The following is a 24,459-nucleotide window of genomic DNA, read 5'->3' on the forward strand; positions in this document are numbered from 1 at the left end:
CTAGGGTTGATCTCAATACTGGATACGATAAACCGGCTTAGCCGCATAGCCTGAACCGCCGTATACGGAACCGTACGTACGGTGGTGTGAGAGGACGGCGGATGTAAATCCGCCTCCTACTCGATGCAGGGATTGGGGGCGCTGTCTGACGTAAGGCGCTTGAAATGTCACCTATAGTGGACATAATGAAAACATTCGCCAATAAAGTACGATATAGGTGACATTCATGCTCTTGCACAACCCTTCTGTGTTCGGTGAAAGGGTCCGCCAGTTACGACGCGCCAAAGGCTATAGCCAGGCAATACTGGCGCATAGAGCAAAATGCAGCCGAAAAACCATCATCGATCTTGAGGCCGGTGAAAATGTCGCACTTTATACCGCGTTCAGGGTGCTCTCGGCGCTGGGCATGGCGCTTGAAATTGTCGACAACCGAATTGACCTCAAATCCCTGGCTGATCTGGTAGAGCACGATGAGTAAGGTCAAGTTGCTCAATGTCATGACGCCACAGGGCTTCTCGGGCGAACTGTCCAAGGGGTCACAGTTTTCGTTTGCCTACGAATCCGCCGATGCACCGAGGGAAATTTCGTTGGTCATGCCCTATGATCCGACGCCTTCGGTGAGCAATGTGCTGCATCCGATTTTCGATATGAATGTGCCTGAAGGGTTTTTGGCGGATCAGATCAAACGCCGGATGGCCAAGCACATACAGGTGGATGAAATGCGCCTGTTGTCAGTGATCGGGGGCAATCAGATCGGCCGCCTCTCCTACGAGCATCCGGGCGAAGCGTCCGTGCCCATACGTGCTCAGGTCGGCTTGCAAGAAATCCTGTCTGCCGGGACCTCTCAAGGCGTCTTCCACTTCCTTGTCGAGACTTACTTTGAGTCTGGCATTTCAGGCGTGCAACCCAAGGTACTGGTGCCTGATCTAGATAAGCTGACGGGCAGTCGAAAAACCATGCTCAGCTCCGACCTGATCGTCAAGTCGGGAGCGGAGGAGTACGCACACCTGGCTCAGAACGAATTTCTTTGCCTGGAAGCTGCCCGTTTCGCGGGATTGGAAACACCACCGTTCTGGCTTTCTGAGAGTGGCGAACTGTTTGTCATGGGGCGATTCGACCTGACGACTTCCGGACGCCTCGGGTTTGAGGACATGGCCGTCCTACTGGGGCTCAACAAGGACCCCCACGACAATTACAAGTATTCCCAAAGTTACGAGACGCTGGCAGCGGTGATCGCGCAGGTCTGCCGGCATGCCGACCCGATACGAGAGCTTGAACGGTTCTTTTCGTCGGTCTGTCTTTCGGTCATGGTGCGCAACGGCGATGCGCATCTCAAGAACTTCGGGGTGACGTACACGCATCCTGCGGCGCTTGAGACGGTGCAGCTAGCGCCTGTTTTCGATGTCACGACCACAACGGTTTATGAAAACTACAACCCAAAATCCGGTCGGTCATTGGTTGACCGCACTTTGGCCATCAAGATGAACAAGGTGAAAAACTACCCGGACCGCCAGCAACTGATTGAATTTGGTCGAAAGCACTGCGCGGTGGATAGGCCGGCAGTGATCATAGAGCGTGTTGCCGAAGCGATGACTCAGGCATTGGCAGCCAATCGAAATCGCGTGGACGGCGAATTGTTTGCGGGCATGCAGAATGAATGGGATGCCGGGCGGATGGTGGCCCTGAATGATACTGTTGCGCCGGGGCTAAGGCGCAAACCTGTGGGTAAGACGGACGGTTGATTTTCGTGATGGCTGGCGATCATCAACCAGTACGGCGGCGACATCAAAGAAACCCATGGCGTACCGGTTGAAGAAATCGTCGAAGGCATCAAGCACGGCGTGCGCAAGGTCAACATCGACACTGACCTGCGCCTGGCCTCCACCGGTGCGATGCGTCGCCTGATGGCTACCAACCCGAGCGAGTTCGATCCGCGTAAGTTCTTCGGCGCGACTGTGACGGCGATGCGTGATGTGTGTATCGCTCGCGTTTGGTACTGCCGGTAATGCTTCGAAGATCAAGCCAATCTCGTTGGAAGCGATGTACCAGCGTTATCTGAAGGGTGAGTTGAACGCTAAGGTGAATTGAGCCTTTAGCGTTTGAGTGGCAATAAAAAACCCGCAGCGATGCGGGTTTTTTGTGAGCGATGATTTTTTCTGTGAGCAGTGAATGGCTACGAGTTTTGCAGATGCTCTCGCAGGCTCGGCAGCTGCTACAGAGGATCGAGTCGCCTTAGGTATCGTGATCGATATCCAGCCTGCTGAACGTCGCTTCCCCACCTTCACTGGTGTACCCGGTGTTGTCCTGCACGTAAACCCCGGCCTTGAAGTACAGCGGTTTATCCCGCCACATCGCGCTGATGTCAGTATCCCATGAGTAACCCGCAGCGCTGATGCCCAATGCGCCGCCAGGGCTGAGGTGGATGAGGTAGGAAAATTCCCGATCGAGTTTCACGCCAGTGGCGATGGTGATGACCCGGGCGGTGTCGTCGTCGGGGTGCATGCGGACCTTGGCGACGATGTTTCCGGTTTCGCTGGAGTCCTTGTATTGATACTCGAGCTTCACCATGGGCTTCTGGCTTTTGTAGGCATGGATCTGACCAATGACGATCTTGCCCGTGCTGGGTACCTTGCTGACCGTAAGGGTCGCACGCAGAAAGTTATCTGCGTCGGGGTAGTACCAGTTTTTCAGCGTGCCATTGCTGTAGGTTTCGCGCAGTTCGGTGCGAGGGTAACTTGCGTTTTCAGTGCGGGTGCCGGTTACCGGGGTCCAGAAAAACAAGGTGCCGGTGTCGGAGTGGAAGTATTGATCCTTGAAACCGTCTACCAGTTTGGTTGTTTCGACGGTATACGGCGGACTGCCGACAGGAACACTGAGGTTCCAGGTTGCGAGATCGATCATATTCAGCTTCCACGTTTTTTTATGCTGCACGCACGTGCCAGAAGCTCTAGCCCGCGCCTTCGGGGGGGACTTTATAAGCGTAGAAGACATCTTTGTTAATGCCCGTCTGGCAGATGGTTGACGCCAACATCCTGTCGAAATGCCATCTTTCCCGGTTTCCGTGGCCTGCAGGACGGACCGTTAGTCGGCTATGTGAAACTTACTGAAATGATGGCACACCGGCCGCTTCTGCTTTCGTGCGCACAACCTATGCAGTTGGCAGCCAGCGAACCCGCCTTCCAATCATTTGCCTGACCGCCAACGAATATCCCCGGATACAGGGGTTTCTGGTCGCGGGCCGTTGATGGCCGAAGACACCCGTCACTTTGTCGAGCCGTTCGACTGGAGCGCGCTGACGAGTTGAATTCGTTACACTGGCGACCTTTTCGTGACTCGTGTTGCCGCCCCAATGACCGCGTTGAAATACCTCCAGGCCTATCCCGCTACATTGCAGGACCAGGTGCGCCAGCTGATCGCCGAAGGTCGACTGGGCGATTATCTGAACCAGCGGTATCCGCAAAAGCACGATATACAGAGCGACAAGGCGTTGTACACCTATGCCCTGGATCTCAAGCAGGAATACCTGCGCAACGCCCCGGCCATCGACAAGGTGTTGTTCGATAACCGTCTGGACCTGACCCACCGCGCGCTCGGCCTGCACACCGCGATCTCGCGGGTACAGGGCGGCAAGCTCAAGGCCAAGAAAGAAATTCGTGTCGCCTCGCTGTTCAAGGAAGCGCCTTCCGAGTTTCTGAAAATGATCGTGGTGCATGAGTTGGCGCACTTCAAAGAGTCGGATCACAACAAGGCGTTCTACAAGCTGTGCGAACACATGTTGCCGGGGTATCACCAGGTGGAGTTCGATCTGCGGGTGTACCTGACTTGGCGGGATATGCACTGAAGGATCAAAGTGATCGGGGACATTCAGATGGATGTAAGCAAGACCAAGAGCAGCTTCTACCGCCGACTCTACGTGGCGTACCTGATCGACAGCGGGCTGGCCAGCAGTGTCCCGGCGCTGACCGAAGTCACCGGCATGCCCCGACGCACGGCTCAGGACACCATCGCGGCATTGGCGGATCTGGATATCGTTTGTGAATTCGAGCAGGAAGAAGGCGCGCGCAACCATGCGGGGCGCTATCGGATTCGCGAGTGGGGGGCGATTGATCGAGGGTGGATCGAACGTAACCTGCGGCAGATTAAAGCGGTGTTGGAATATCCCTGAGATTTTGTGGTGTTGCGGCTGACGCCTTCGCGGGCAAGCCTCGCTCCTACAGACGGCGGACCTGTAGGAGCGAGGCTTGCCCGCGAAGAGGCCCTCAGGAACGACGCATCCCGATATGCGGAATGTCATCCTCCAGATATTCCTCACCCACCACCACAAACCCGTACCGCCCGTAATACCCCTGCAAATGCGCCTGGGCCGAGAGGTAGATCGGCACTTCAGGCCAGCGTTTGGCGGCCTGTTTCAGCGCCTGGCTCATCATTTCATGCCCCAGCCCGGTGCCGCGTGCAGCGGGAGCAATGATCACTCGGCCTATCACCACGTCACCACCCTGTAACTCCGGATCGAGCAATCGCAGATAAGCCACCAGCCGATCCCCGTCCCAGCCCATCAAATGGCAGGTATCACCTTCCAGGTCCTGGCCATCGATGTCCTGATAAAGGCATTTCTGCTCGACGACGAACACCTCGGCGCGCAACTGCAAAATGGCATACAGCTGCTCTTTACCCAGATCGCTGTGATGCTTGCAGACCCAATCGATTGTCATCTTCAGATTCCTTGAACAACGTTGCTCCGATACTAAGCGTCCTGACGCGCGATGTCTTGATGGCAGAGAAATCTGTGACAAAGGCCAAAATGCCATCATTCATTTCTCGCGAGATTGTCTTCTTTGTGTAATCTGCGATGAAGCGCTGTGCAGCGATCAAAACGAACTAATGTCAGGACCTGGTTTCGCCGGTAAAGGGCCCTGGAGTTTTACTGAAAAACACACCGGCAGTTCGCCTCTTGAGGATTTTTCTGGCATGCCGCGATTGCATCGAGCGTTTGCTTTGATTGGATTGCTGTTGCTGACACAGAGTGTGGCGGCGCAAAAATTGCGTCTGGTCGCCGATGCCTGGCCTCCCTTTACGGACGCCACACTGGTCAAGGGGGGGTTAGCCACCGACATCGTCAGTACCGCGCTGGCCCGGGCCGGTTATGCCAGCGATTTTGAGCAGGTACCCTGGGCGCGGGCCTTGTTTGGAATAGGCGAGGGGCGTTATGACGTGTTGGTTAACGCCTGGTACACCGACGAGCGCACGAAATTGGGGCAGTTTTCCGGCGAGTACCTGCTCAATCGTGTGCGCTTTCTCAAGCGCAAGGACACGCCGATCGAATTCAGCAACCTGCAACAACTGCACACTTATCCGATAGCGGTGGTTCGCGGTTATGCCTATTCGCAAGCATTCGATGACGATATGTCGTTGCAGAAAGTTCCGGTACACAGCTTCGCCATGGCCGTGCGCATGGTCGCGGCCGATCGGGTCAAGCTGACTCTGGAAGACGAGTTCGTCGCCCGCTATTACCTCGCTCGGGAGTCATTCAAGGTACGCAACGCCGTGGAGTTTTTGCCCAAGCCGTTGAGCGAGAATAGCCTGCATATTCTGGTGAGCCTGAAGAACCCGCAGCATGAACAGATCGTCGCCGGCTTCGACCGTGAGATTGCGGCGATGAAGGCCGATGGGAGTTATGAGAAGTTGCTCAGGCAGCATGGGATGTGATCTGAAAGGCTTGCGGTGTCTGAACTGACGCTTTCGCGGGCAAGCCTCGCTCCTACAGGATTTGTGTCCAGCCGCAAATCGCGTGAACCAACACTACCCTTGTAGGAGCGAGGCTTGCCCGCGAAGAGGCCGGCCCAGTCGCTACAAATCTCAGGCTTCGCTAGTGTCTTTAATGAGATGCGCCGCCAGCGTGCGCAACGGCCCCAGTTGCCGACAGATCAACGCCAGTTGCGTCTGCACCAAGCGCTGACCTTCATCGATCTCATCCGGCATCTGCTCAAGCCCATTGGCCAGGGCCTCTTCCTCATCACTCTGAATCGCAATCGGCTGTTTGCTCGCCAGGCCTTGAGCGATTTCGTCAAGGCTGGCGGCCAGGCTCACGCCGGCGCCGTCGATCAAATGCACGCGTACGTCCGAGGGTAATTGGGCTTCACGGTGTGCCCCCAGCCCCGACAAATAGCTGAGCAAGGTGTGCGACAGCACCAGGAAACGGAACCCGACATCCGCTTCCTTACGGAAGTGCCCCGGCTCCATCAGCATGTTGGCCAGCGTCGTCGACAACGCGGCATCGGCGTTATGCGCATTGCGTCGAGCCAGCCGATAAGCCAGGTCGTCGCTTTTACCGGCGGCGTATTGCTGCATGATCTGGCGCAGGTAAACGCTGTTGCAGGTCAGGGTGTTAGCCAGCACTTTGTTCAGGCGTCGACCCTGCCAGTCCGGCAAAAACAGGAATACCGCCAGACCGGCAATCAGACTGCCGAGCAAGGTATCGAACAGTCGCGGCAGAAGCAGCCCATAACCATCGCCCACCTGGTTGAAGCAGAACAGCACCAGAAGCGTGATCGCGGCAGTCGCCAGCGTGTAGCGAGTGGTGCGGTTGGTAAAGAATACGACCCCGGCAACGATGGCGAAGCTCGACTGCACCAACGGATTTGGAAACAGATCGAACAACGCCCAGGCCACGGTCAGGCCGATGGCGGTGCCGATGATCCGCTGCCCGAGTTTGCGGCGGGTGGCGCCGTAGTTCGGCTGACAGACAAACAGCGTGGTGAGGATGATCCAGTAACCTTGCGACGGGTGGATCAAATGCACCATGCCGTAGCCGATGCTCAATGCCAGGGGCAGGCGCAGGGCATGGCGGAATAGCAAGGACGTCGGCGTCAGCTGCGTGCGCAAGCGTATCCAGACATCCTTGAGGCTGTGTGGCGAACGGTCGAGCAGGCTGCTGTCGGTGGCGTCTGCGAGCGCATCGGGGTTGCTGGCATCGCTGAGCAAACGGTCGAGAGTGCCGAGGTTGGCAGCCAGCGCTCGCAACGAACGCAACAGACCGCGCCAGGCTGGATTACTCTGGATACGCAGGTGTTCGAGGGAGGCGTGCAGGTCGCTCAGGGCTCCGGCGAAGCTTGCGTCATAGATGAACGGTTGACGCATCTGGATCGATTCGGCCAGCGCGCGGCAAGCCTTACCTTGTTGGCGCAGCAGACGCTGACAGCGGAACAGCACGTCGCTATGAAAGAACGCTTCGGCCAGTGCGTTATAGGGGTAATGCGAGGAACTGGCGCGCTCGTGGATGTCCTGGGCGAGAAAGTACAGCTTCAGATAACGGCTGACTTTCACGCCCGGCCGACCGTCGCCGACCCGATGCAGAATGATTTCCTTGGCGGCGTTCAAGGCCGCCACCACCCGACCGTTCTGCTGTGCCAGTTCCAGCCGCTGTGCTTCCACGTCCATCTGCCGGATCGGTTCGAACAGCGACGATTTGAGTTTCAGGTAATAACCCAGTTCACGGAACAGCCGCGCCAGGCTTTGCTGCACCGGTTGGTTGGAAAACATTGCCTGCCACAGCACCGAGAGCAAGCCGTACCAGGCCGCACCGGCCACCAGCAGCACCGGTTCGTGCCAGAAATCAGTGACTGCGCCACCGCGCTGGTCCACGCCGATCATGGTGTAGACCGACAGAATCAGCGTCGCCGAAGCAATCGCGCCGTAACGTTCGCCCAGCGCGCCGAGCATGGTCAGGCAGAAGCTGGCCAGTGCAAAGGCGATGATAAAGAGGATGGGGTAGGGGAAGAGCAGTTCGACGGACAGTGCGGCGACCATAAAACACACCAGCGTCACGGCCAGCGCGTTGAGGCGACCTTGCCAACTGTCGTCGGTTTCGGCCAGGGCGCTGGCGATGATCCCCAGGAACAACGGGATCAACAGCCCCATTTCATCCTGATACCAACACAGCGCCATGGTGCCGGTCAGGGCGATGAAAACCCGCACGCTGTAACTGAATTTATCCAGCGCCCAGAGGCGGCGCAGAGACTGCCGAAATGTGGTCGATGACATGAAGTGCGAAGGCCTTCCGAGGCAATGACGCTAAATTGAGCCACTAATGACGCCGACGCAATGGCGCCGATCACATCTGACAGCAAAATCTGTTCCTGACCAGTCACCATAGATTCAATGTGGGAGCGGCGGTGCGACGATTCGACTTGCTCGCGAAGAGGTCAGTACATTCAACATCGATGTTGACTGTCAGACCGCCTTCGCGAGCAAGCCCGCTCCCACATTTAATTTGTGTTTGTCAGACGAATTGCGCGGCAGCGTAACCGGAAGCCCAGGCCCACTGGAAATTGAAACCACCCAGATGCCCGGTGACGTCGAGCACTTCTCCGATGAAATACAGCCCCGGGCTTTTCAGCGATTCCATGGTCTTGGATGACACCTCGCGCGTGTCGACCCCACCCAGGGTCACTTCGGCCGTGCGGTAGCCTTCAGTGCCGGCCGGCACGACTTTCCAGCTCGCCAGTTTTTCGGCGATGTCCGCCAGTTCGGCGTGGGTGTACTGCTTCATCGGCTTGGAGACGAACCAGTTGTCCGCCAGAAGGTTGGCCATCTTCTTGGTGAAGATTTCACCGAGCAAGGTTTTCAACTCGCTATTCGGGCGTTCGGCCTGCTGCTGTTGCAGCCAGGTCGGCACGTCGTGATCCGGCATCAGGTTGATTTCCACCGTGTCGCCGGATTCCCAGAACGACGAAATCTGTAAGATCGCCGGTCCGCTGAGGCCGCGATGGGTGAACAGAATGTTCTCGCGGAAACTCTGGTCGTTGCAGCTCACCAGGCAATCCACCGACGTACCGGACAGCTCGGTGCAAAGCTCCTTGAGCTGATCGGTGATGGTGAACGGCACGAGACCGGCGCGGGTCGGCAGCAGGTCGTGGCCGAATTGCTTGGCTACCTGATAGCCGAAACCGGTAGCGCCGAGGGTCGGAATCGACAGGCCACCGGTGGCGATTACCAGCGATTCGCAGGTGATTTGCCCCAGCGTGGTGTCGAGCAGATAACCGCTTTCGAGTTTTTCGATCGTCTGGATCGAGGTGTCCAGATGCAGGCTGACGCCGACCTGATCGCACTCGTTGAGCAGCATTTCGAGGATGTCGCTGGATTTGTTATCGCAGAACAACTGGCCGAGTTTCTTCTCGTGGTACGGCACGCCGTGCTTGGCCACCATGCCAATGAAATCCCACTGGGTGTAGCGCGCCAGCGCGGATTTGCAGAAGTGGGCGTTCTGCGACAGGAAGTTGCTCGGCTCTGTGTACATGTTGGTGAAATTGCAGCGGCCACCGCCCGACATCAGGATTTTCTTGCCGGCCTTGTTCGCATGATCGAGCAACATCACTTTGCGCCCGCGCCCGGCGGCGGTCAGCGCACACATCAACCCTGCGGCGCCAGCGCCAATGATCACGACTTCGGTAGAGCGCAAAACGGTGTCCTCACACAATGATCGTTCCCACGCTCTGCGTGGGAATTGCCGCCATGGACGCTCCGCGTCCGCTGTTATGTGACGCAGAGCGTCACGGGATGCATTCCCACGCAGAGCGTGGGAACGATCAGGTTAGAGGATGCGCACGCGCAATGAGCGGCCTTTGATCTTGCCGTCGTTCAAACGCTGCAAGGCCTGCTTGGCAATCCCGCGTTCCACGGCCACGTAAGCCTGGAAGTCGAAAATAGCAATCTTGCCGACCTGAGCGCCCGGAATGCCGGCGTCGCCGGTCAGTGCGCCGAGAATGTCGCCCGGGCGCACCTTGTCTTTACGACCGGCGCCGATGCACAGCGTGCTCATCACCGGCAACAGCGGACCACCGCCCTGGGACGTGAGGCTGTCCAGCTGATCCCAGCTCAACGGTGACTTCTGCAACTGCTCGATGGCCTGGGCGCGGTGGGCTTCGGACGGTGCGACCAGACTGATCGCGATGCCTTTCTCGCCGGCACGCCCGGTACGGCCAACACGGTGGATGTGGATTTCCGAGTCACGGGCCAGTTCGACGTTGATCACCATGTCCAGCGCATCGATATCCAGCCCGCGCGCGGCGACGTCGGTGGCGACCAATACCGAAGTACTGCGGTTGGCGAACATCGCCAGCACCTGATCGCGGTCGCGCTGTTCCAGATCACCGTGCAGGCCGACCGCGGAAATGCCTTTAGCGGTCAGATGATCGACGGTTTCCTGAACCTGCTGCTTGGTGAAGCAGAACGCTACGCAAGACGCCGGGCGGAAGTGGCCGAGCACCTTGGTCACAGCGCTCATGCGCTCTTCAGGGGCAATCTCGTAGAAGCGTTGTTCAATCTGCGTATCGTCGTGGAACGCCTCGGCTTTCACTTGCTGCGGGTTGCGCATGAACTTCGACGCCAGCTGCTTGATACCCACTGGGTAAGTGGCGGAGAACAGCAGGGTCTGGCGACGCTCCGGAGCCTGCATGATGATTTCTTCGATGGAATCGTAGAAACCCATGTCGAGCATGCGATCGGCTTCGTCGAGGATCAGGGTGTTCAGGCCATGAAGCACCAGCGAACCCTTGCGCAGGTGCTGCTGGATACGCCCCGGGGTGCCGACGATGATATGCGCGCCGTGCTCCAGCGAGCCGATCTGCGGGCCGAAGGACACGCCGCCACACAGGGTCAGCACTTTGATGTTGTCTTCGGCACGGGCCAGACGACGGATTTCCTTGGCGACCTGGTCAGCCAATTCGCGAGTCGGGCAAATGACCAGTGCCTGGCAACCGAAATAGCGCGGATTGATCGGGTTCAACAGGCCGATACCGAAGGCGGCGGTCTTGCCGCTGCCGGTCTTGGCCTGGGCGATCAGGTCCATCCCCTTGAGGATCACCGGCAAGCTTTGCGCCTGGATCGGCGTCATCTGGGCATAACCGAGGGAGTCGAGGTTAGCCAGCATGGCGGCGGACAGCGGCAAAGTATTAAAAGCGGTGGCGATGGTGGTCACGGGACTGGCCTGCAAAACAAAATGTCGCGCAGTGTATCAGTCCGGTGGCCATTCGCCCTAAGGTTCGATGTGCTCTTCCGGATGCCTGACGCGCCGTCCGTCAGTTCTAGACAGCTGCGAGAAGATCGTCGCAGCCAGCATCGCCATGATTCCGACCGTCACAAACGTCAGCTGGAACGCGCCCAGGACCGTGTCCGCGCCGTCATTGCCAATCTGTGCCGTGAAGCCGCCGAGCAGGGCACCGGCGCAGGCCACGCCGAGACTCAAGGACAATTGCGCGACCACCGACAGCAAACTGTTGCCGCTGCTGGCGCTGGCGTCGTCGAGATCGATCAGGGTGACGGTGTTCATCGCAGTGAACTGCAAGGAGTTGATTGCCCCCAGAACCGCCAATTGAGCCAGCAGCAGCCAATACGGCGTCTGCTCGCTGACCAGGCCCATGCTTGCCAGCATGATGCCCAGCGCCAGCGTGTTGCCGGTCAGCACGGTGCGGTAGCCGAAACGTTCGATCAGCGGCCGCGCCACCGACTTGGCGACCATCGCGGCCGCAGCCAGGGGCAGCATGCTCATCCCGGCCTGTGATGGCGAATAACCCAGCGCCACTTGCAACAGCAATGGCACCAGAAACGGTAATGCGCCGCTGCCCAGACGGGCGAACAGGTTGCCGAGAATGCCCACGGCGAAGGTCCGGGTCTTGAACAGCGACGGCGCAAACAGCGGATTGTCGATGTGTCCGGCACGCAGCCAATACGCCGCCAGACAGGCCATGCCGGCAAACAGCAGCAACATCACTCGCAGGTGCGGCAGGTGCAGTTCGCCAAGGCCTTCCATGGCGATGGTGATCAATACCATCGCCGCGCCGAACAGCAAAAAGCCCAGGCTATCGAAACGGGTGCGCTCACTGCCGCGCAGGTCGGGAATGAATTTCCATACCGCGTAGCAACCGAGGACACCCACCGGCAGGTTGATCAGAAAGATCCAGTGCCAGGTCAGGTATTGCACCATCCAGCCGCCCATGGTCGGGCCGATCAGCGGGCCGAGCAGGCCGGGAATGGTAATGAACCCCATGATCCGCACCAGCTCCGAGCGGGGATACGCGCGCAGCACCACCAATCGCCCGACCGGCAGCATCAACGCGCCGCCGAGGCCCTGGATCACCCGGGCGCCGATAAGCATGCTCAAGGTGTCGGACAAAGCGCAGAGCAATGAGCCGAAGCTGAACAGGAGGATCGCGCCGAAGAAGATTTTTCGGGTGCCAAAGCGGTCGGCGATCCAGCCAGAGGCGGGGATCAACAAGGCGACGGTGAGCATGTAGGCGATGATCACGCCCTGCATGCGCAGCGGGTCTTCGGCTAGGTCCCGGGCCATGGCGGGCAGGGCGGTGTTGAGGATCGTCCCGTCGAGGGACTGCATGAAGAAGGCAATGGCCACCACCCAGGGTACCCAGCGGGCGGTGACGGCATCGAGAGGTGGGTGGTTGGGCATGGGACCTCTTGTAGGTGGAGATGATCGTTCCCCCGCTCCGCGTGGGAATGCATCCTGTGACGCTCTGCGTCACGCCTGCAATGGGACGCGGAGCGTCCCGGGCGGCATTCCCACGCAGAGCGTGGGAACGATCTATGTCAGAGCGTCAACGTAAGTCGGCTGACGAGCGCGCCGGGTAACAGTGCCGAGGCCGTGGCCCGCTGGCTGTAGGTACTTGCCGACAGCAGCAACTCACGCTCCTCGGTCAACGCTTCCAACTGCGACCCGAGCAGGCTGTAGACGCTGTCATCGAAACGCATGGTGCTGACCGGTGCCTGAATCTCGCCGTTCTCGACCCAGAAGGTCGCAAAACGGGTCATGCCGGTCAGGCGCGCCGCCGGTTGGTCGGAGTAGTTCAGGTACCACAGGTTGCTGATGTAGAGCCCGGTGCCGAGGCGCTTGAGGATGTCTGCCTGCTCCAGGTTGCCGCCTTTCATGACCAGCGCCGTCGGGTATTCATGGCTGCTGGCGCCGTTGGCAGTGAGGTCGTATTCGGCGGCGCTACGGGAATTGATCAGTCGGGCATTGGCCATGCCTTTGGCGATCAACCCCAGATCATTGCGAGGATAACCTTCGTCGGAAAACGCCGGGCTCAGGGAACCGCTGACCTGTTCACTCAACCATACGTTGGGGCTGAAGCAGGTTTCGCTGGCGTAGAGCTTCTGCAACGGGCTCTGTTTACTGGCAATCGCCTGTGCCGAAAACCCGCCCCAGCTGAGCATGCCCATGATTTCTTCCAGCGCTGCCGGCGCCAGATAAGCACGGTATTCGCCGGGCGCCAGCGTGCGCAATGGCCGCCCCAGAAACGCCAATTGCTCGCGGGCCTGCTGGAAGCGCCTGGCAAACCCTTCGCTGTTCCAGTCGTGCCCGGCATAGCTGGCTTTCACCGCCTGACCGTTTTCATGGAACAGGCTGAAATCGAAGTTGAAGCTGTTGGCCTGATGCCAGCCGAAGGCGCCCGCTGAACTGGCAAAACCACGACTGATGGGACCTGCGGCATAGAAACCGACAAGGTCCAGCCCCTTGGCAGCCTGGGTGATCTCAGCGATCACTTGCTCGGTGTCCGGCAGCGGATGCTCCTGCACGTTGTTGCTTTGCCAGTCGTTCTGGTTAAGCAGCAGGTACGGATCCTGAGGTAGCAGTGGCAAGGTTTCACGCAGCTGTTGCAGACCTTCGGCCAGACGCTGAAGATCAACTTCGTGGTCGCCCGACAGCGTGATATTCAGATCGGCATGACGACCATCGTTAATCAATTTGAACCCGACACTCGCCTGCTGCACCTGCCCGGCTTGACGGACTTTGGCATGATTGAAACGCACGAAAGCCGACGATTCGGCGGCGTAGCCGAGGGTGAATTGCTCCGGTCCATGAATGGCGTCGCGCAGCCAATTGACCAAGTCCTTGAATGACTGAGCCTGACTCTTGGAAGTACTCATTCAGGCATCTCCCCCAAACACATCCACATTGCTGAACACACAGGCCGGCGACGCGTGACCGACGCGGATCACCTGGTTCGGTTCGCCCTTGCCGCAGTTCGGCGTGCCTAGCACTTTGACGGTGTTGGCATCGCCGACAGCGCTGAGACTTTTCCAGAATTGTGCAGAAATAGCCCGGTAATTCGGGTTCTTCACCACACCCTTGAGTTCGCCGTTTTCGATCAACTGGCCCCATTCGCAACCGAACTGGAACTTGTTGCGTGCATCGTCGATGGACCACGAACGGTTGGTGCTCATCAAAATGCCGTGCTCGATATTGCCGATCATCTGCACCAGCGGTTGATCGCCTGGCTCGATATTGAGATTGGCCATGCGGTCGATCGGCGGACGGTTCCAGCCGCAGGCGCGGCTGTTGGCAACGCCATCCATGCCGGCGCGAAATTGCGAGAGTGCGCCGCCCAATGGCCGCAGCAGCAAACCTTCTTTAATCAGAAATTGCTTGCTCGCGGCGCTGCCGTCGTCGTCATGCCCATAGCTGGCGAGTTGCTCGGGGATGTCCGGGTCGAACGTCACGTTGAGCAGTTCGGAGCCGTATTGCAGATGGCCGAAGTCTTCTGCCTTGACGAAACTGGTGCCGGCGTAATTGCGTTCATCGCCAAGGATGCGGTCCAGCTCCAACGGGTGACCGATGGATTCATGGATCTGCAGCATCATTTGGTCGGGCATCAGCAACAGATCGCGCGGGCCTTGCGGGGTGTTCGGCGCCAGCAGCAATTGCAGTGCCTGATCGGCGATTTTCGGGCCGGCACCGACCAGGCCGCAACGGCTGATCACATCAAAGCCACCCTGCTGGCCGAAATTCTCGCGGCCTAGAGTGCGAGTCTGGCTGTCGCTGCCGTTGTAGGCAGTGACGTCCATGCTCGGGTAGACGAAGCGCTGGGCCTGACGCAATTCGGCGCCGGCGCTGTTGAGGTAGATTTGCTCGACGTTGGTGATGCCGATGCTCGCCTGCCAGTTCACCAGCCGCTCGTCCTTGGGTACGGCGGCGGATTCGGCACCGAGCAATTGGTAGCAATCGCTCAGGGACGGAAAGGGCTGGTCAAAGTTGGGCGAGAAATAGTCGGCGCGGTCGCTGGAGACGGCTTGCTCGCGCAGGTCGAGCAGGGCGTGAGGCTTGAGTCGACGGGCTTGTTGCTCGGCTTTCTCCAGCGCGGCTTGCAGGCCGGATTGGGACAGGTCGTTGGTCGCGGCATAGGCTTCGACGCCATTGACCCGAACGGTCAGCATCACGCCCTCGTCACGGCTCAGGCTCGGCGGTTCGGCGACGTTCTTGCGCACCGACAGGTACTGGCCGGACTCGCGCACATAACGCAGCGAAAAGAATTCAGCGCCCGTGCGCAAGGCAGCGAAGCGCTGCTTGAGCTGGGGGTAGAAATCGAACATTCGGGAACCTCCTTGGTATGGAGTGGCGGTGTATCGATGTTGCGAGGGGGTGAGGCGTTTGCGTGGCGCTAGATTAGGCCTGCGCGAGGGGAGGATCAAGTTTGGATCAGATTCGGGAAGGATTAAGAAAGTGCAGACGGCGCGTGACGACTTGGCTGATGATTCAGTTCGCGAACAGCCATTGCAGCTTGCTCGCGAACAATTCCACTGTCAGACAGAGGACTGTTTTTAGCCGTTCGAATAAACGAAAGCTGCAACATAAATTAATAGGCTTACAAAAAAAGCAGGCAGAATTTTTCTTGTTTTTGCAACAGCGGTGAAGGTGCCGACCAGCAAGAACAGCTTCAGTGCATCCAGCGTTTCAAATTGCTGTATCAAGGTCAGAGCATCCCTTTTGTTGAATGCAGTGTCGTAAATGATGACGCCCAACATCGCTTGCGCGCTGTAGCTGATGAATCGATAAAAGGAACCTTGGGTTTGCGTGAGTGCAGTGCTGTTTTTGAATGCAAACGGAAGAGCACGAAATGCAAAAGCGGTAACGGCGGAAAATGCAATTAGGAGCCAGATTGTCATGGGGCCAGGTCACCTCGTTTTTTGTAATTATTTTCAATTAATACGATCAATCCACCGATTATAAAAGGTGTGCAGAGCAAGCTGTAATCCTTAAATAGATAGACCAGCAGTGGCGCACCTATAAAGCCAAGCCAGTAACTTGATACTTCAAAATAGTGAGGCCAATGCTTGCCGGCCAAAGCGGTAAATTGTAGCGGTAGGAGAAGTGCCATCGCTGCATAGATGACCGGTGAGGTGAGTTCTGCTCCGGCGATGAAACCGATGTAGGTGCAGATAATTGATACAGCAAATATGGGAATGCCAAGGCCGATCATGTAAGTGAAGGGGTGTTCGGTTTTTCGCTTGAATCGAGTAACGCACCCTGTAAATATTGAAGGAGTGATCAGAATCAAGGAAGCCATGGATTTCATGGTGGAAGTATTTCTTATATAGGGAGCAAGTGTTGCGGAAAGTAGTACGAAGCGAGCGTTGAGCGCCACGATAATAGGAAGCAATATCCATCCGTCGTTATGGCTTTGTATCAGCAGAAATTGCAGTGGCGTGGAGAATATTAACAGGGTGGTTGCAAGCGCCTGGCTTAGCGATAACGACTGCGTTGCGCTTAAAATGCCTATGGATAAGTAGAGAAAAATGAACGCGACGCCAAATGTTATTGCGTCACGTGCACCTTCAACAAAAACGGTGATGGCCGAAGAACGAGCGGACGTATTTTGAGTCACCATCAATGGGCTTCCCGCGTATAGGTTGTTTCATCCAGCGGAAAGTAATGCTTTCTAGGGCCCTTGCTTCGGAACAGTAATCGAGGTGTTGTGTTGAATGTCGAGGTGTGCGCTTGTTCGCGAGCCTCGCTGGCATCGATGTTCAGCATCGGACGGGCATGCAATATCTTGTGGTTGGCCACGATCAGGAACGTGCCGGTTTCGGCTGTTGAAACATGGCATCTTGCGTTTGGCAGGCCTGCCCGGATTTTGTCCAGCACGTGCTGGCCGCCATCTGTTGCGCGCATCCGCTCTCCATTCTCCGAATCAATGCGGAAATCCAGCGAAAAATTAAAACCGTAGAGTTCAGAAAACTTAACGACATGACGAACCCGTTTTTTTAGGCCACTGACATTTTTGCCAGAAATGAACGTTGCTTGCATCGTCAATAATTCGTGCATTTCCTCATCGTTCAAGTCGCACAGTAGATCGCATGGGAAATAATAGGCAGTGGGGGTTTTTGTAATGTCACGGCAAACGGTCAGAGCCAGGTAGTCAACGTTCAAATTTTCATATAGGTCATCGGAGTGCGGTGTGATATCGCCATGACCATTACCCCATTCCCGATATTTTTCTGCAAAGGGTTTTAGATACAGCGCTTTGTGTTCTTCGTATTCGTATTTTATATCGGTGAGATGAAACAGGTCAGCCAATGCCTCATGCACGGTCAAGGCAAGTTTGGGTGAGTCAAGGCTGAATACATTTTTGATGCAGACGGCCGCGCATCCATTTGCCAGTCCTACCTTGTCAAAGTAGAAGGTGTCTTCAGCACGTAGGTAAGTTAAAAAAAGATTAACCAGTTGTGTTTTTAAGATGTGCGTTTCTTGATGGTTGTTTTTATTCCACCAGGATTCAACAACGCCGGTCAAGTAACCGAAGTCCAGGGTAATTGTTTTTTCTTTGGATATTTTTTCTCGAAAATAACTCGCTTCCTTAGTAAGGTCGATGTCAGGCATGTCTTGGTCTCCATTAAAATTATTTTTATCCGGCTGAAGCGCCGGGGCTGATTGTAAGGGAGGTTCTTAAGTTCGTGGGGAATACAAGTGTTACGAGTTTTGTTGAGGTGTTTTAATTGATTTTTAGTTGCCGGGTGAGGGATGTTGTTTGATGTGTGAAGTTTGTGGCCAAAAAAAACCGCCAACCCAGGAAGGTTGGCGGTTTTGGTTGAAACAAGTGCGCTAATTGTTACTGAGTAGTCTGCCCCACTTCACGCACTGGCTTACCCTTCACGGGTGCATCACCGGCCACGTAGTAGGCAGCCTTGCTACGCGGCAACGGCTTGCGACCACGGATTTTGTCGGCGATTTTCTCGGCCATCATGATCGTCGGCGCGTTCAAGTTGCCGGTGGTGATGATCGGCATGATCGAGGCATCGACCACGCGCAGGGCTTGCAGGCCGTGCACACGACCTTCGCCATCGACCACGGCCATGTCGTCGGTGCCCATCTTGCACGAGCAGGACGGGTGGAACGCAGTTTCGGCGTGCTCGCGGATGAACTTGTCCAGCTGTTCATCGGTTTGCACGTCGATGCCCGGGCTGATTTCGCGACCACGGAAGGCGTCCAATGCTGGCTGTTGCATGATTTCACGGGTCAGGCGGATGCCGTCGCGGAACTCCTGCCAGTCCTGCTCGGTGGCCATATAGTTGAACAGAATGCTCGGGTACTGGCGCGGGTCCTTGGACTTGGCCTGGATGCGACCGCGACTCGGCGAACGCATCGAGCCCATGTGCGCCTGGAAGCCATGTTCTTTTACACCGTTGCTGCCGTTGTAGTTAATCGCCACCGGCAGGAAGTGGTACTGAATGTTCGGCCATTCGAAGTCTGGGCGGGTGCGGATGAAACCACCGGCCTCGAACTGGTTGCTGGCGCCGATACCGCTGCCGTTGAACAGCCACTCGGCACCGATGGCCGGTTGGTTGTGCAGCAGTAGCGAGGGGTACAGCGAGACCGGTTGGGTGCAGGCGTATTGCAGGTACAACTCGAGGTGGTCCTGCAGGTTTTCACCGACGCCTGGCAGGTCGTGGACCACCGGAATGTCGAGTTTCTTCAGCAGTTCGGCCGGGCCGACACCGGAACGTTGCAGAATCTGCGGCGAAGCGATGGCGCCGGAGCACAGCAGCACTTCCTTGCGGGCGCGGGCTTCAACGCGCTCTTCAGCGGCGCCGATCAGGTAACGCACGCCGACTGCACGCTTGCCTTCGAACACGATCTTGTCGGTCAGGGCGTGGGTGACGATGGTCAGGGTCGAACGCTTCTTCGCGATATCCAGGTAACCGCGAGCGGTGCTGGCGCGACGGCCGTTCGGCGTCACGGTGCGGTCCATCGGGCCGAAGCCTTCTTGCTGGTAGCCGTTGAGATCTTCGGTACGCGGGTAACCGGCCTGCACGCCGGCTTCAACCATCGCGTGGAACAGCGGGTTATTGCCGGCTTTCGGCGTGGTCACGCTGACCGGACCGTCGCCACCGTGGTAGTCGTTCGGGCCGATGTCACGGGTTTCCGCCTTGCGGAAATACGGCAGGCAGTCGAGGTAGGTCCAGTCTTCCAGACCGGGCAGTTTGGCCCAGCCGTCGTAGTCCATCGCGTTGCCGCGGATATAGCACATGCCGTTGATCAGCGACGAGCCACCGAGGCCCTTGCCGCGACCGCATTCCATTCGGCGACCGTCCATGTGTGGCTCTGGATCGGTTTCATACGCCCAGTTATAGCGACGACCTTGCAGCGGGAACGCCAGGGCGGCCGGCATTTGCGTGCGGAAGTCGAGACGGTAATCCGGGCCGCCCGCTTCGAGCAGCAGAACGGTGACGCCTTCATCTTCAGTCAGGCGGGTCGCCAGGGTGTTACCGGCCGAGCCGGCACCGATGATGATGTAATCGAATTCTTGGGACATTGAAATGCACCCTCTTTGGTGTTGGGTCAGGTCAGGCCATGGCGAGTGCTGCGCACTCGATTCGCGGGCAAGCCTCGCTCCTACAGGATCGGGGTTACCGCAGATCTGGCGAACGACGCCAAACCTGTAGGAGCGAGGCTTGCCCGCGAAGGCGGCCTCGCAGGCGAAACAAATACCGCCTTAGAACACCGAGGCGTAATCGCCCAGTTCGACCTGTACCGATTTGATGCGGGTGAAGTTGTTCAGTGAGCTGATGCCGTTCTCACGGCCCACGCCCGACTGCTTGTAGCCGCCGACCGGCATCTTGGCGTCGGACTCGCCCCAGGCATTGATCCAGCAGATACCGGCTTCCAGTTGATGGATCACACGGTGAGCGCGGTTCAGGTCTTTGGTGACGACGCCAGCGGCCAAACCGAACTCGGTGTCGTTGGCACGACGGATCACTTCTTCTTCGGTTTCGTAGGTCAGGATGCTCATCACCGGGCCGAAGATTTCTTCGCGTACGATGGTCATCTCGTCGGTGCAATCAGTGAACACGGTCGGTGCCACGAACGCGCCTTTGGCGAATTCGCCATCGGTCAGACGATCGCCGCCGCATAGCAGGCGAGCGCCTTCTTCCTTACCTTTGGCGATGTAACCCAGCACGCTTTCCATGTGGGCGAAGCTGACCAGAGGACCGAAGTTGGTGTTTTCGTCTTGCGGGTTGCCGACGCGAATGCGCGCAACGCGTTCAACGATCTTGGCTTCGAAAGCGGCTTTCAGGTGGCTCGGTACGAACACGCGAGTGCCGTTGGTGCAGACCTGGCCGGAGCTGTAGAAGTTGGCCATCATCGCGGTGTCGGCGGCGCGATCCAGGTCGGCGTCGTCGAAAATGATCAGCGGGGATTTGCCGCCCAGTTCCATGGTCACGTCTTTCAGCGACGAGGCGGAAGCGCTGGCCATCACCTTCTTGCCGGTGTCGGTGCCGCCGGTGAAGGAGATTTTTTCGATGCGTGGGTGTTCGGTCAGCCAGGTGCCGACTTCACGGCCGCTGCCGGTCAGTACGTTAAACACGCCGGCTGGCAGGCCTGCTTCGGTGTAGATCTCGGCCAGTTTGAGGGTGGTCAGGGAGGTTACTTCGCTTGGCTTGAAGATCATCGCGTTACCGGCCGCCAGGGCTGGTGCGGATTTCCACAGGGCGATCTGGATCGGGTAGTTCCAGGCGCCGATACCGGCCACGACGCCCAGCGGCTCGCGACGGGTGTAGACGAACGAAGTGGTACGCAGCGGAATCTGCTCGCCTTCGATGGCCGGCACCAGGCCTGCGTAGTACTCCAGCACATCAGCGCCGGTGACGATGTCGACGTACTTGGTTTCGGAGAACGCCTTGCCGGTGTCCAGGGTTTCCAGGGCGGCCAGTTCATCATTGCGCTCGCGCAGGATGTCAACGGCACGACGCAGGATGCGCGAACGTTCCATGGCGGTCATCGCGGCCCAGATTTTCTGACCCTTTTCGGCGCTGACCACAGCGCGCTCAACGTCTGCCTGGGTCGCACGTTGTACGGTTGCGAGGACTTCACCGTTAGCCGGGTTGATGGCTTCGAAGGTGGCGTCGCTGCTGGCGTCACTGTAGCCGCCATCGATGTAGAGTTTTTGCAGTTCGAAACGGGCCATAAAGTCCTCGCAAGTGCATAAGTGGTTGGCGTTGACCACCGGGCGAGCCGTGTAGCAGTGGCATCGCGGTCGGTAGCGGTTCAGGGGCTGAGCGGTTTTATGTGTGCTCTAACTCACCTGTTTGGCCAGTTGGAAATCCATGTATTCATAAGCGATCTGGTGCGCCTGCCCGGTGTCGAAAGCATCTCCCGACAGCGCGCCGCGCAACCACAAACCGTCAATGAGGGCTGCCAGGCCACGGGCGGCGGTGCGCGCATCATCGAGCGGCAACACACGGCGGAACTGGCAGCACAGGTTGGAATACAGACGGTGATCATTGATCCGCTGCAACCTGTGCAATGACGGGTGATGCATGCTGGCGGCCCAGAAGGCCAGCCAGGTTTTCATTGCCGGGACGTTGACCTGGCTGGCGTCGAAGTTGCCTTCGATAATCACCTGGAGGTGAGCCCGTGGGCTGGTGTCCTCCAGCGCCTGACGGCGCGCGGTGACGTTCTCGCTGAGGACACTCATCAGATACTGCGCCGTGGCGGCGATCAGGCCGTTCTTGTCCTGAAAGTAGTGACTGATGATGCCATTCGAGACACCGGCCAAACGGGCGATCAGCGCAATGCTGGCGTCCCCCATGCCGACTTGATCGATAGCCTGCAACGTGGCTTCGATCAATTGCTGACGGCGGATGGGTTGCATACCGACCTTGGGCATCTTGCACATCTCCTTAGGCCTTCCGGTGGACGAAAAAACGGCTACCGGATCAAGGGCCAGTCTATTTTGTTTTGATTGAACGTTCAATCAACAAAGAATAAGATCTGCGACAATTCGTCGCGACTTACAGATTTTTCCTACGTGTAAATGGCGATAAACCGACATCCAAAAATGCTCGAAACCTATACGCACTGGCGTTCCAAGGGTTTCGGGCTTTTTTCGGGGTGTCTTTATATCACCCGCCGGTCGGCTGCCAACTAACCGATTGGTCGGGTACCGCGTTGCCTTGTGTTCTTCTCTCGCACTGCCTGGAGCATCTGTGCCATGAGTTCTGCCTCTCTAATAAAGACCCCGCCCGAGAAGGTGACGGTCAACGGTTGGGTGTTCTACACCTCTACCGCGTTGATTCTGCTGTTGACCGCCATTCTGATCATCGCCCCGCAAGAGGCCGGCAAAATGCTCGGCATTGCCCAGGCCTGGTTGTCCCGCAGCTTCGGCTGGTACTACATGGTGGTGATCGCCGCTTATCTGGTTTTTGTGGTGGGCCTGGCGTTTTCGTCCTACGGCAAACTCAAGCTGGGCAGCAAGGATGACACCCCGGATTTCAGCTACGGTGCCTGGGCGGGGATGCTGTTCTCGTCGGGTATCGGCATCTCGTTGTTGTACTTCGGTGCTTCCGAGCCGCTGGACCATTATTTCAATCCACCGGAAGGCGTGGCCGGCAGCAACCTTGCGGCCCGTCAGGCGGTGCAGCTGACGTTCCTGCATTGGGGCCTGCATGGCTGGGCGATCTACGCACTGGTCGGCTTGGCCGTGGCGTACTTTGCGTACCGTCATAATCAGCCGCTGGCGTTGCGGTCGGCGTTGTATCCGCTGGTCGGCGAGCGTTGGGTCAAAGGCGCGGCCGGTCATGCGGTGGACGGCTTCGGCATGTTCGTGACCCTGCTGGGGCTGGTGACGAACCTGGGGATCGGTTCGCTGCAAGTGTCGTCCGGGCTGGAAAACCTGTTCGGCATGGAACACAGCAACACCAACCTGCTGATCGTGATCATCGTGATGAGCACCGTGGCGACCATCGCCGCTGTGTCCGGCGTGGAAAACGGCATTCGTCGTCTGTCCAACCTGAACATCGTGCTGTTCAGCGGTCTGCTGATTTTCGTGCTGTTGTTCGGCCCGACCCTGCACTTGCTCAACGGCTTTGTGCAGAACATCGGCGACTACCTGAACGGCGTGGTGTTGAAGACATTCGACCTCTATGTGTACGAAGCCGACAACGCCAAATCCGAGCGCTGGCTGGGCCTGTGGACTCTGTTCTACTGGGCCTGGTGGATTTCCTGGGCACCATTCGTAGGTATGTTCATCGCGCGTATTTCCCGTGGTCGCACGGTGCGTGAACTGGTGGCCGGCGTGTTGCTGATTCCGCTGGGCTTCACCCTGGCATGGCTGTCGATTTTCGGTAACTCGGCCCTGGACCTGGTGATGAACCATGGGGCGGTGGAACTCGGGAAGACGGCGCTGGAACAGCCGTCGATGGCGATCTACCAATTGCTTGAGCATTACCCGGCGTCGAAGATCGTGATCGGCGTGTCGATTTTTGTCGGTTTCGTGCTGTTCCTGACCCCGGCGGATTCCGGCGCGGTGATGATGGCCAACCTTTCCTGCAAGGGCGGCAATGTTGACGAGGATGCGCCGCACTGGCTGCGGATTTTCTGGTCGGCGGTGATCACCCTGGTGACCATCGGTCTTCTGTTTGCCGGTAACTTCGAAGCCATGCAAACCATGGTGGTGCTGGCCGGTCTGCCGTTCTCAGTGGTGCTGGTGTTCTTCATGTTCGGCTTGCACAAGGCCATGCGCCAGGACGTGCAGATCGAACAGGAGCAAGCGGAGCTGGCGGCGCGTGGTCGTCGTGGTTTCAGCGAGCGACTGACGCAACTGGATCTGCAACCGAACCAGTCGATCGTTCAGCGTTTCATGGACAAGCAAGTCAGCCCGGCGCTGGAAGATGCGGCTGTGCAATTGCGTGCTCAGGGTCTGGATGTGCAGACGTTGCTGGGCAAGTCGAAACGCTGCATGGGTGTACGGATCGAGATGGAAGAGGGCAACCCTTTTGTCTACGAAGTGAGCCTGGACGGTTATCTGGCGGCGGCGAGTGACACGGTGTCTGCTGAAAGCGCTGATGAGCCGCGCGCACGTTACTACCGCGCCGAGGTGTACCTGCATAACGGCAGCCAGGATTACGACTTGATGGGCTTCACTCAGGATCAGATCACCCGTGACGTGCTCGATCAGTTTGAAAGCCATCGGCAGCTGCTTGGCCGGGTTTATAGCTGAGTAGCGAGATGATTGTTCCTGGCTCTGCGTGGGAACGCAAAGGGGCTCAATAGAGCCCCTTTTTTGTGTGCGCCCAGCATGATCGTTCCCACGCTCTGCGTGGGAATGCCGCCCCGGACGCTCCGCGTCCGCTTTTGAATCGTGACGCGGAGCGTCACCGGATGCATTCCCACGC

General features: G+C 57.9%; 20 protein-coding genes and 1 pseudogene. 7 read left to right on the top strand and 14 right to left on the bottom strand.

Annotated elements, in window-relative coordinates:
* Positions 1–226 precede the first annotated feature (226 nt).
* The 3 genes and pseudogenes from MEB48_RS26960 to MEB48_RS26970 form a co-directional block, all read left to right on the top strand.
* Positions 227–478, top strand: coding sequence for a helix-turn-helix transcriptional regulator (locus tag MEB48_RS26960; protein ID WP_237886811.1), 252 nt, complete (start codon positions 227–229; stop codon positions 476–478).
* Entirely contained in the window at positions 471–1,742 is a 1,272-nt protein-coding gene (locus MEB48_RS26965; protein ID WP_237886812.1) for a type II toxin-antitoxin system HipA family toxin, read from the top strand. The genes MEB48_RS26960 and MEB48_RS26965 overlap by 8 nt, the downstream gene beginning before the upstream one ends.
* A gap of 9 nt (positions 1,743–1,751) precedes the next feature.
* Positions 1,752–2,088: pseudogene (locus tag MEB48_RS26970) on the top strand (class II fructose-bisphosphate aldolase); the annotation flags it as partial.
* A gap of 144 nt (positions 2,089–2,232) precedes the next feature.
* On the opposite strand, the gene MEB48_RS26975 reads toward MEB48_RS26970, so the two are convergent.
* Positions 2,233–2,901, bottom strand: coding sequence for a polysaccharide lyase family 7 protein (locus tag MEB48_RS26975; protein ID WP_237886813.1), 669 nt, complete (start codon positions 2,899–2,901; stop codon positions 2,233–2,235).
* A 448-nt stretch (positions 2,902–3,349) separates the two neighbouring features.
* On the opposite strand from MEB48_RS26975, the gene MEB48_RS26980 reads away from it, so the two are divergent.
* Positions 3,350–3,841 (top strand): M48 metallopeptidase family protein, encoded by a 492-nt coding sequence (locus MEB48_RS26980; RefSeq protein WP_237886836.1) that lies wholly within the window; start codon positions 3,350–3,352, stop codon positions 3,839–3,841.
* Positions 3,842–3,868: 27 nt separating this feature from the next.
* Positions 3,869–4,165 carry a winged helix-turn-helix domain-containing protein gene (locus tag MEB48_RS26985; protein WP_007894945.1) on the top strand — a complete coding sequence of 99 codons (297 nt, stop codon included), beginning with the start codon at positions 3,869–3,871 and terminating at the stop codon, positions 4,163–4,165.
* Between the two features lie 94 nt (positions 4,166–4,259).
* On the opposite strand, the gene MEB48_RS26990 is transcribed toward MEB48_RS26985, so the two are convergent.
* Positions 4,260–4,712: a GNAT family N-acetyltransferase gene (locus MEB48_RS26990; RefSeq protein ID WP_095052572.1), complete on the bottom strand. Its 453-nt coding sequence runs from the start codon at positions 4,710–4,712 to the stop codon at positions 4,260–4,262.
* Between the two features lie 256 nt (positions 4,713–4,968).
* On the opposite strand from MEB48_RS26990, the gene MEB48_RS26995 reads away from it, so the two are divergent.
* Entirely contained in the window at positions 4,969–5,706 is a 738-nt protein-coding gene (locus tag MEB48_RS26995; protein ID WP_237886814.1) for a substrate-binding periplasmic protein, read from the top strand.
* Between the two features lie 150 nt (positions 5,707–5,856).
* Here MEB48_RS26995 and yccS read toward each other — a convergent pair whose 3' ends face one another.
* The 12 genes from yccS to betI all read right to left on the bottom strand — a co-directional run bounded on the left by yccS (position 5,857) and on the right by betI (position 21,953).
* Positions 5,857–8,040, bottom strand: coding sequence for a YccS family putative transporter (gene yccS, locus MEB48_RS27000; RefSeq protein WP_237886815.1), 2,184 nt, complete (start codon positions 8,038–8,040; stop codon positions 5,857–5,859).
* Positions 8,041–8,278: 238 nt separating this feature from the next.
* The gene (locus MEB48_RS27005) at positions 8,279–9,457 is read right to left on the bottom strand and encodes an NAD(P)/FAD-dependent oxidoreductase (RefSeq protein WP_237886816.1); all 1,179 of its coding nucleotides are present in this window, start codon (positions 9,455–9,457) and stop codon (positions 8,279–8,281) included.
* 132 nt (positions 9,458–9,589) lie between these two features.
* Entirely contained in the window at positions 9,590–10,927 is a 1,338-nt protein-coding gene (gene dbpA / locus MEB48_RS27010) for an ATP-dependent RNA helicase DbpA (protein ID WP_237886837.1), read from the bottom strand.
* 105 nt (positions 10,928–11,032) lie between these two features.
* Positions 11,033–12,460: a multidrug transporter subunit MdtD gene (gene mdtD, locus MEB48_RS27015; RefSeq protein ID WP_237886817.1), complete on the bottom strand. Its 1,428-nt coding sequence runs from the start codon at positions 12,458–12,460 to the stop codon at positions 11,033–11,035.
* Between the two features lie 137 nt (positions 12,461–12,597).
* The gene (locus MEB48_RS27020; RefSeq protein WP_237886818.1) at positions 12,598–13,935 is read right to left on the bottom strand and encodes a TldD/PmbA family protein; all 1,338 of its coding nucleotides are present in this window, start codon (positions 13,933–13,935) and stop codon (positions 12,598–12,600) included.
* A complete protein-coding gene (locus tag MEB48_RS27025) occupies positions 13,936–15,378 on the bottom strand; it encodes a TldD/PmbA family protein (protein WP_237886819.1) in 1,443 nt (480 codons plus the stop codon).
* Positions 15,379–15,606: 228 nt separating this feature from the next.
* On the bottom strand, positions 15,607–15,951 hold the full coding sequence (locus MEB48_RS27030; RefSeq protein ID WP_237886820.1) for an AzlD domain-containing protein: 345 nt from the start codon (positions 15,949–15,951) through the stop codon (positions 15,607–15,609).
* A complete protein-coding gene (locus tag MEB48_RS27035) occupies positions 15,948–16,673 on the bottom strand; it encodes an AzlC family ABC transporter permease (protein WP_237886821.1) in 726 nt (241 codons plus the stop codon). The genes MEB48_RS27030 and MEB48_RS27035 overlap by 4 nt, the downstream gene beginning before the upstream one ends.
* A complete protein-coding gene (locus tag MEB48_RS27040) occupies positions 16,673–17,665 on the bottom strand; it encodes a hypothetical protein (protein WP_237886822.1) in 993 nt (330 codons plus the stop codon). The genes MEB48_RS27035 and MEB48_RS27040 overlap by 1 nt, the downstream gene beginning before the upstream one ends.
* 229 nt (positions 17,666–17,894) lie before the next feature.
* Complete coding sequence (gene betA, locus MEB48_RS27045; protein ID WP_237886823.1) at positions 17,895–19,598, bottom strand: choline dehydrogenase; 1,704 nt, start codon at positions 19,596–19,598, stop codon at positions 17,895–17,897.
* Between the two features lie 180 nt (positions 19,599–19,778).
* A complete protein-coding gene (gene betB / locus MEB48_RS27050; RefSeq protein ID WP_237886824.1) occupies positions 19,779–21,251 on the bottom strand; it encodes a betaine-aldehyde dehydrogenase in 1,473 nt (490 codons plus the stop codon).
* Between the two features lie 108 nt (positions 21,252–21,359).
* The gene (gene betI, locus MEB48_RS27055; protein WP_237886825.1) at positions 21,360–21,953 is read right to left on the bottom strand and encodes a transcriptional regulator BetI; all 594 of its coding nucleotides are present in this window, start codon (positions 21,951–21,953) and stop codon (positions 21,360–21,362) included.
* A 381-nt stretch (positions 21,954–22,334) separates the two neighbouring features.
* Here betI and MEB48_RS27060 point away from each other — a divergent pair, with 381 nt between their 5' ends.
* On the top strand, positions 22,335–24,284 hold the full coding sequence (locus tag MEB48_RS27060) for a BCCT family transporter (protein WP_237886838.1): 1,950 nt from the start codon (positions 22,335–22,337) through the stop codon (positions 24,282–24,284).
* Positions 24,285–24,459: the final 175 nt, after the last annotated feature.

This window comes from Pseudomonas sp. PGPR40, assembly GCF_022014505.1.
GTDB lineage: Bacteria > Pseudomonadota > Gammaproteobacteria > Pseudomonadales > Pseudomonadaceae > Aquipseudomonas.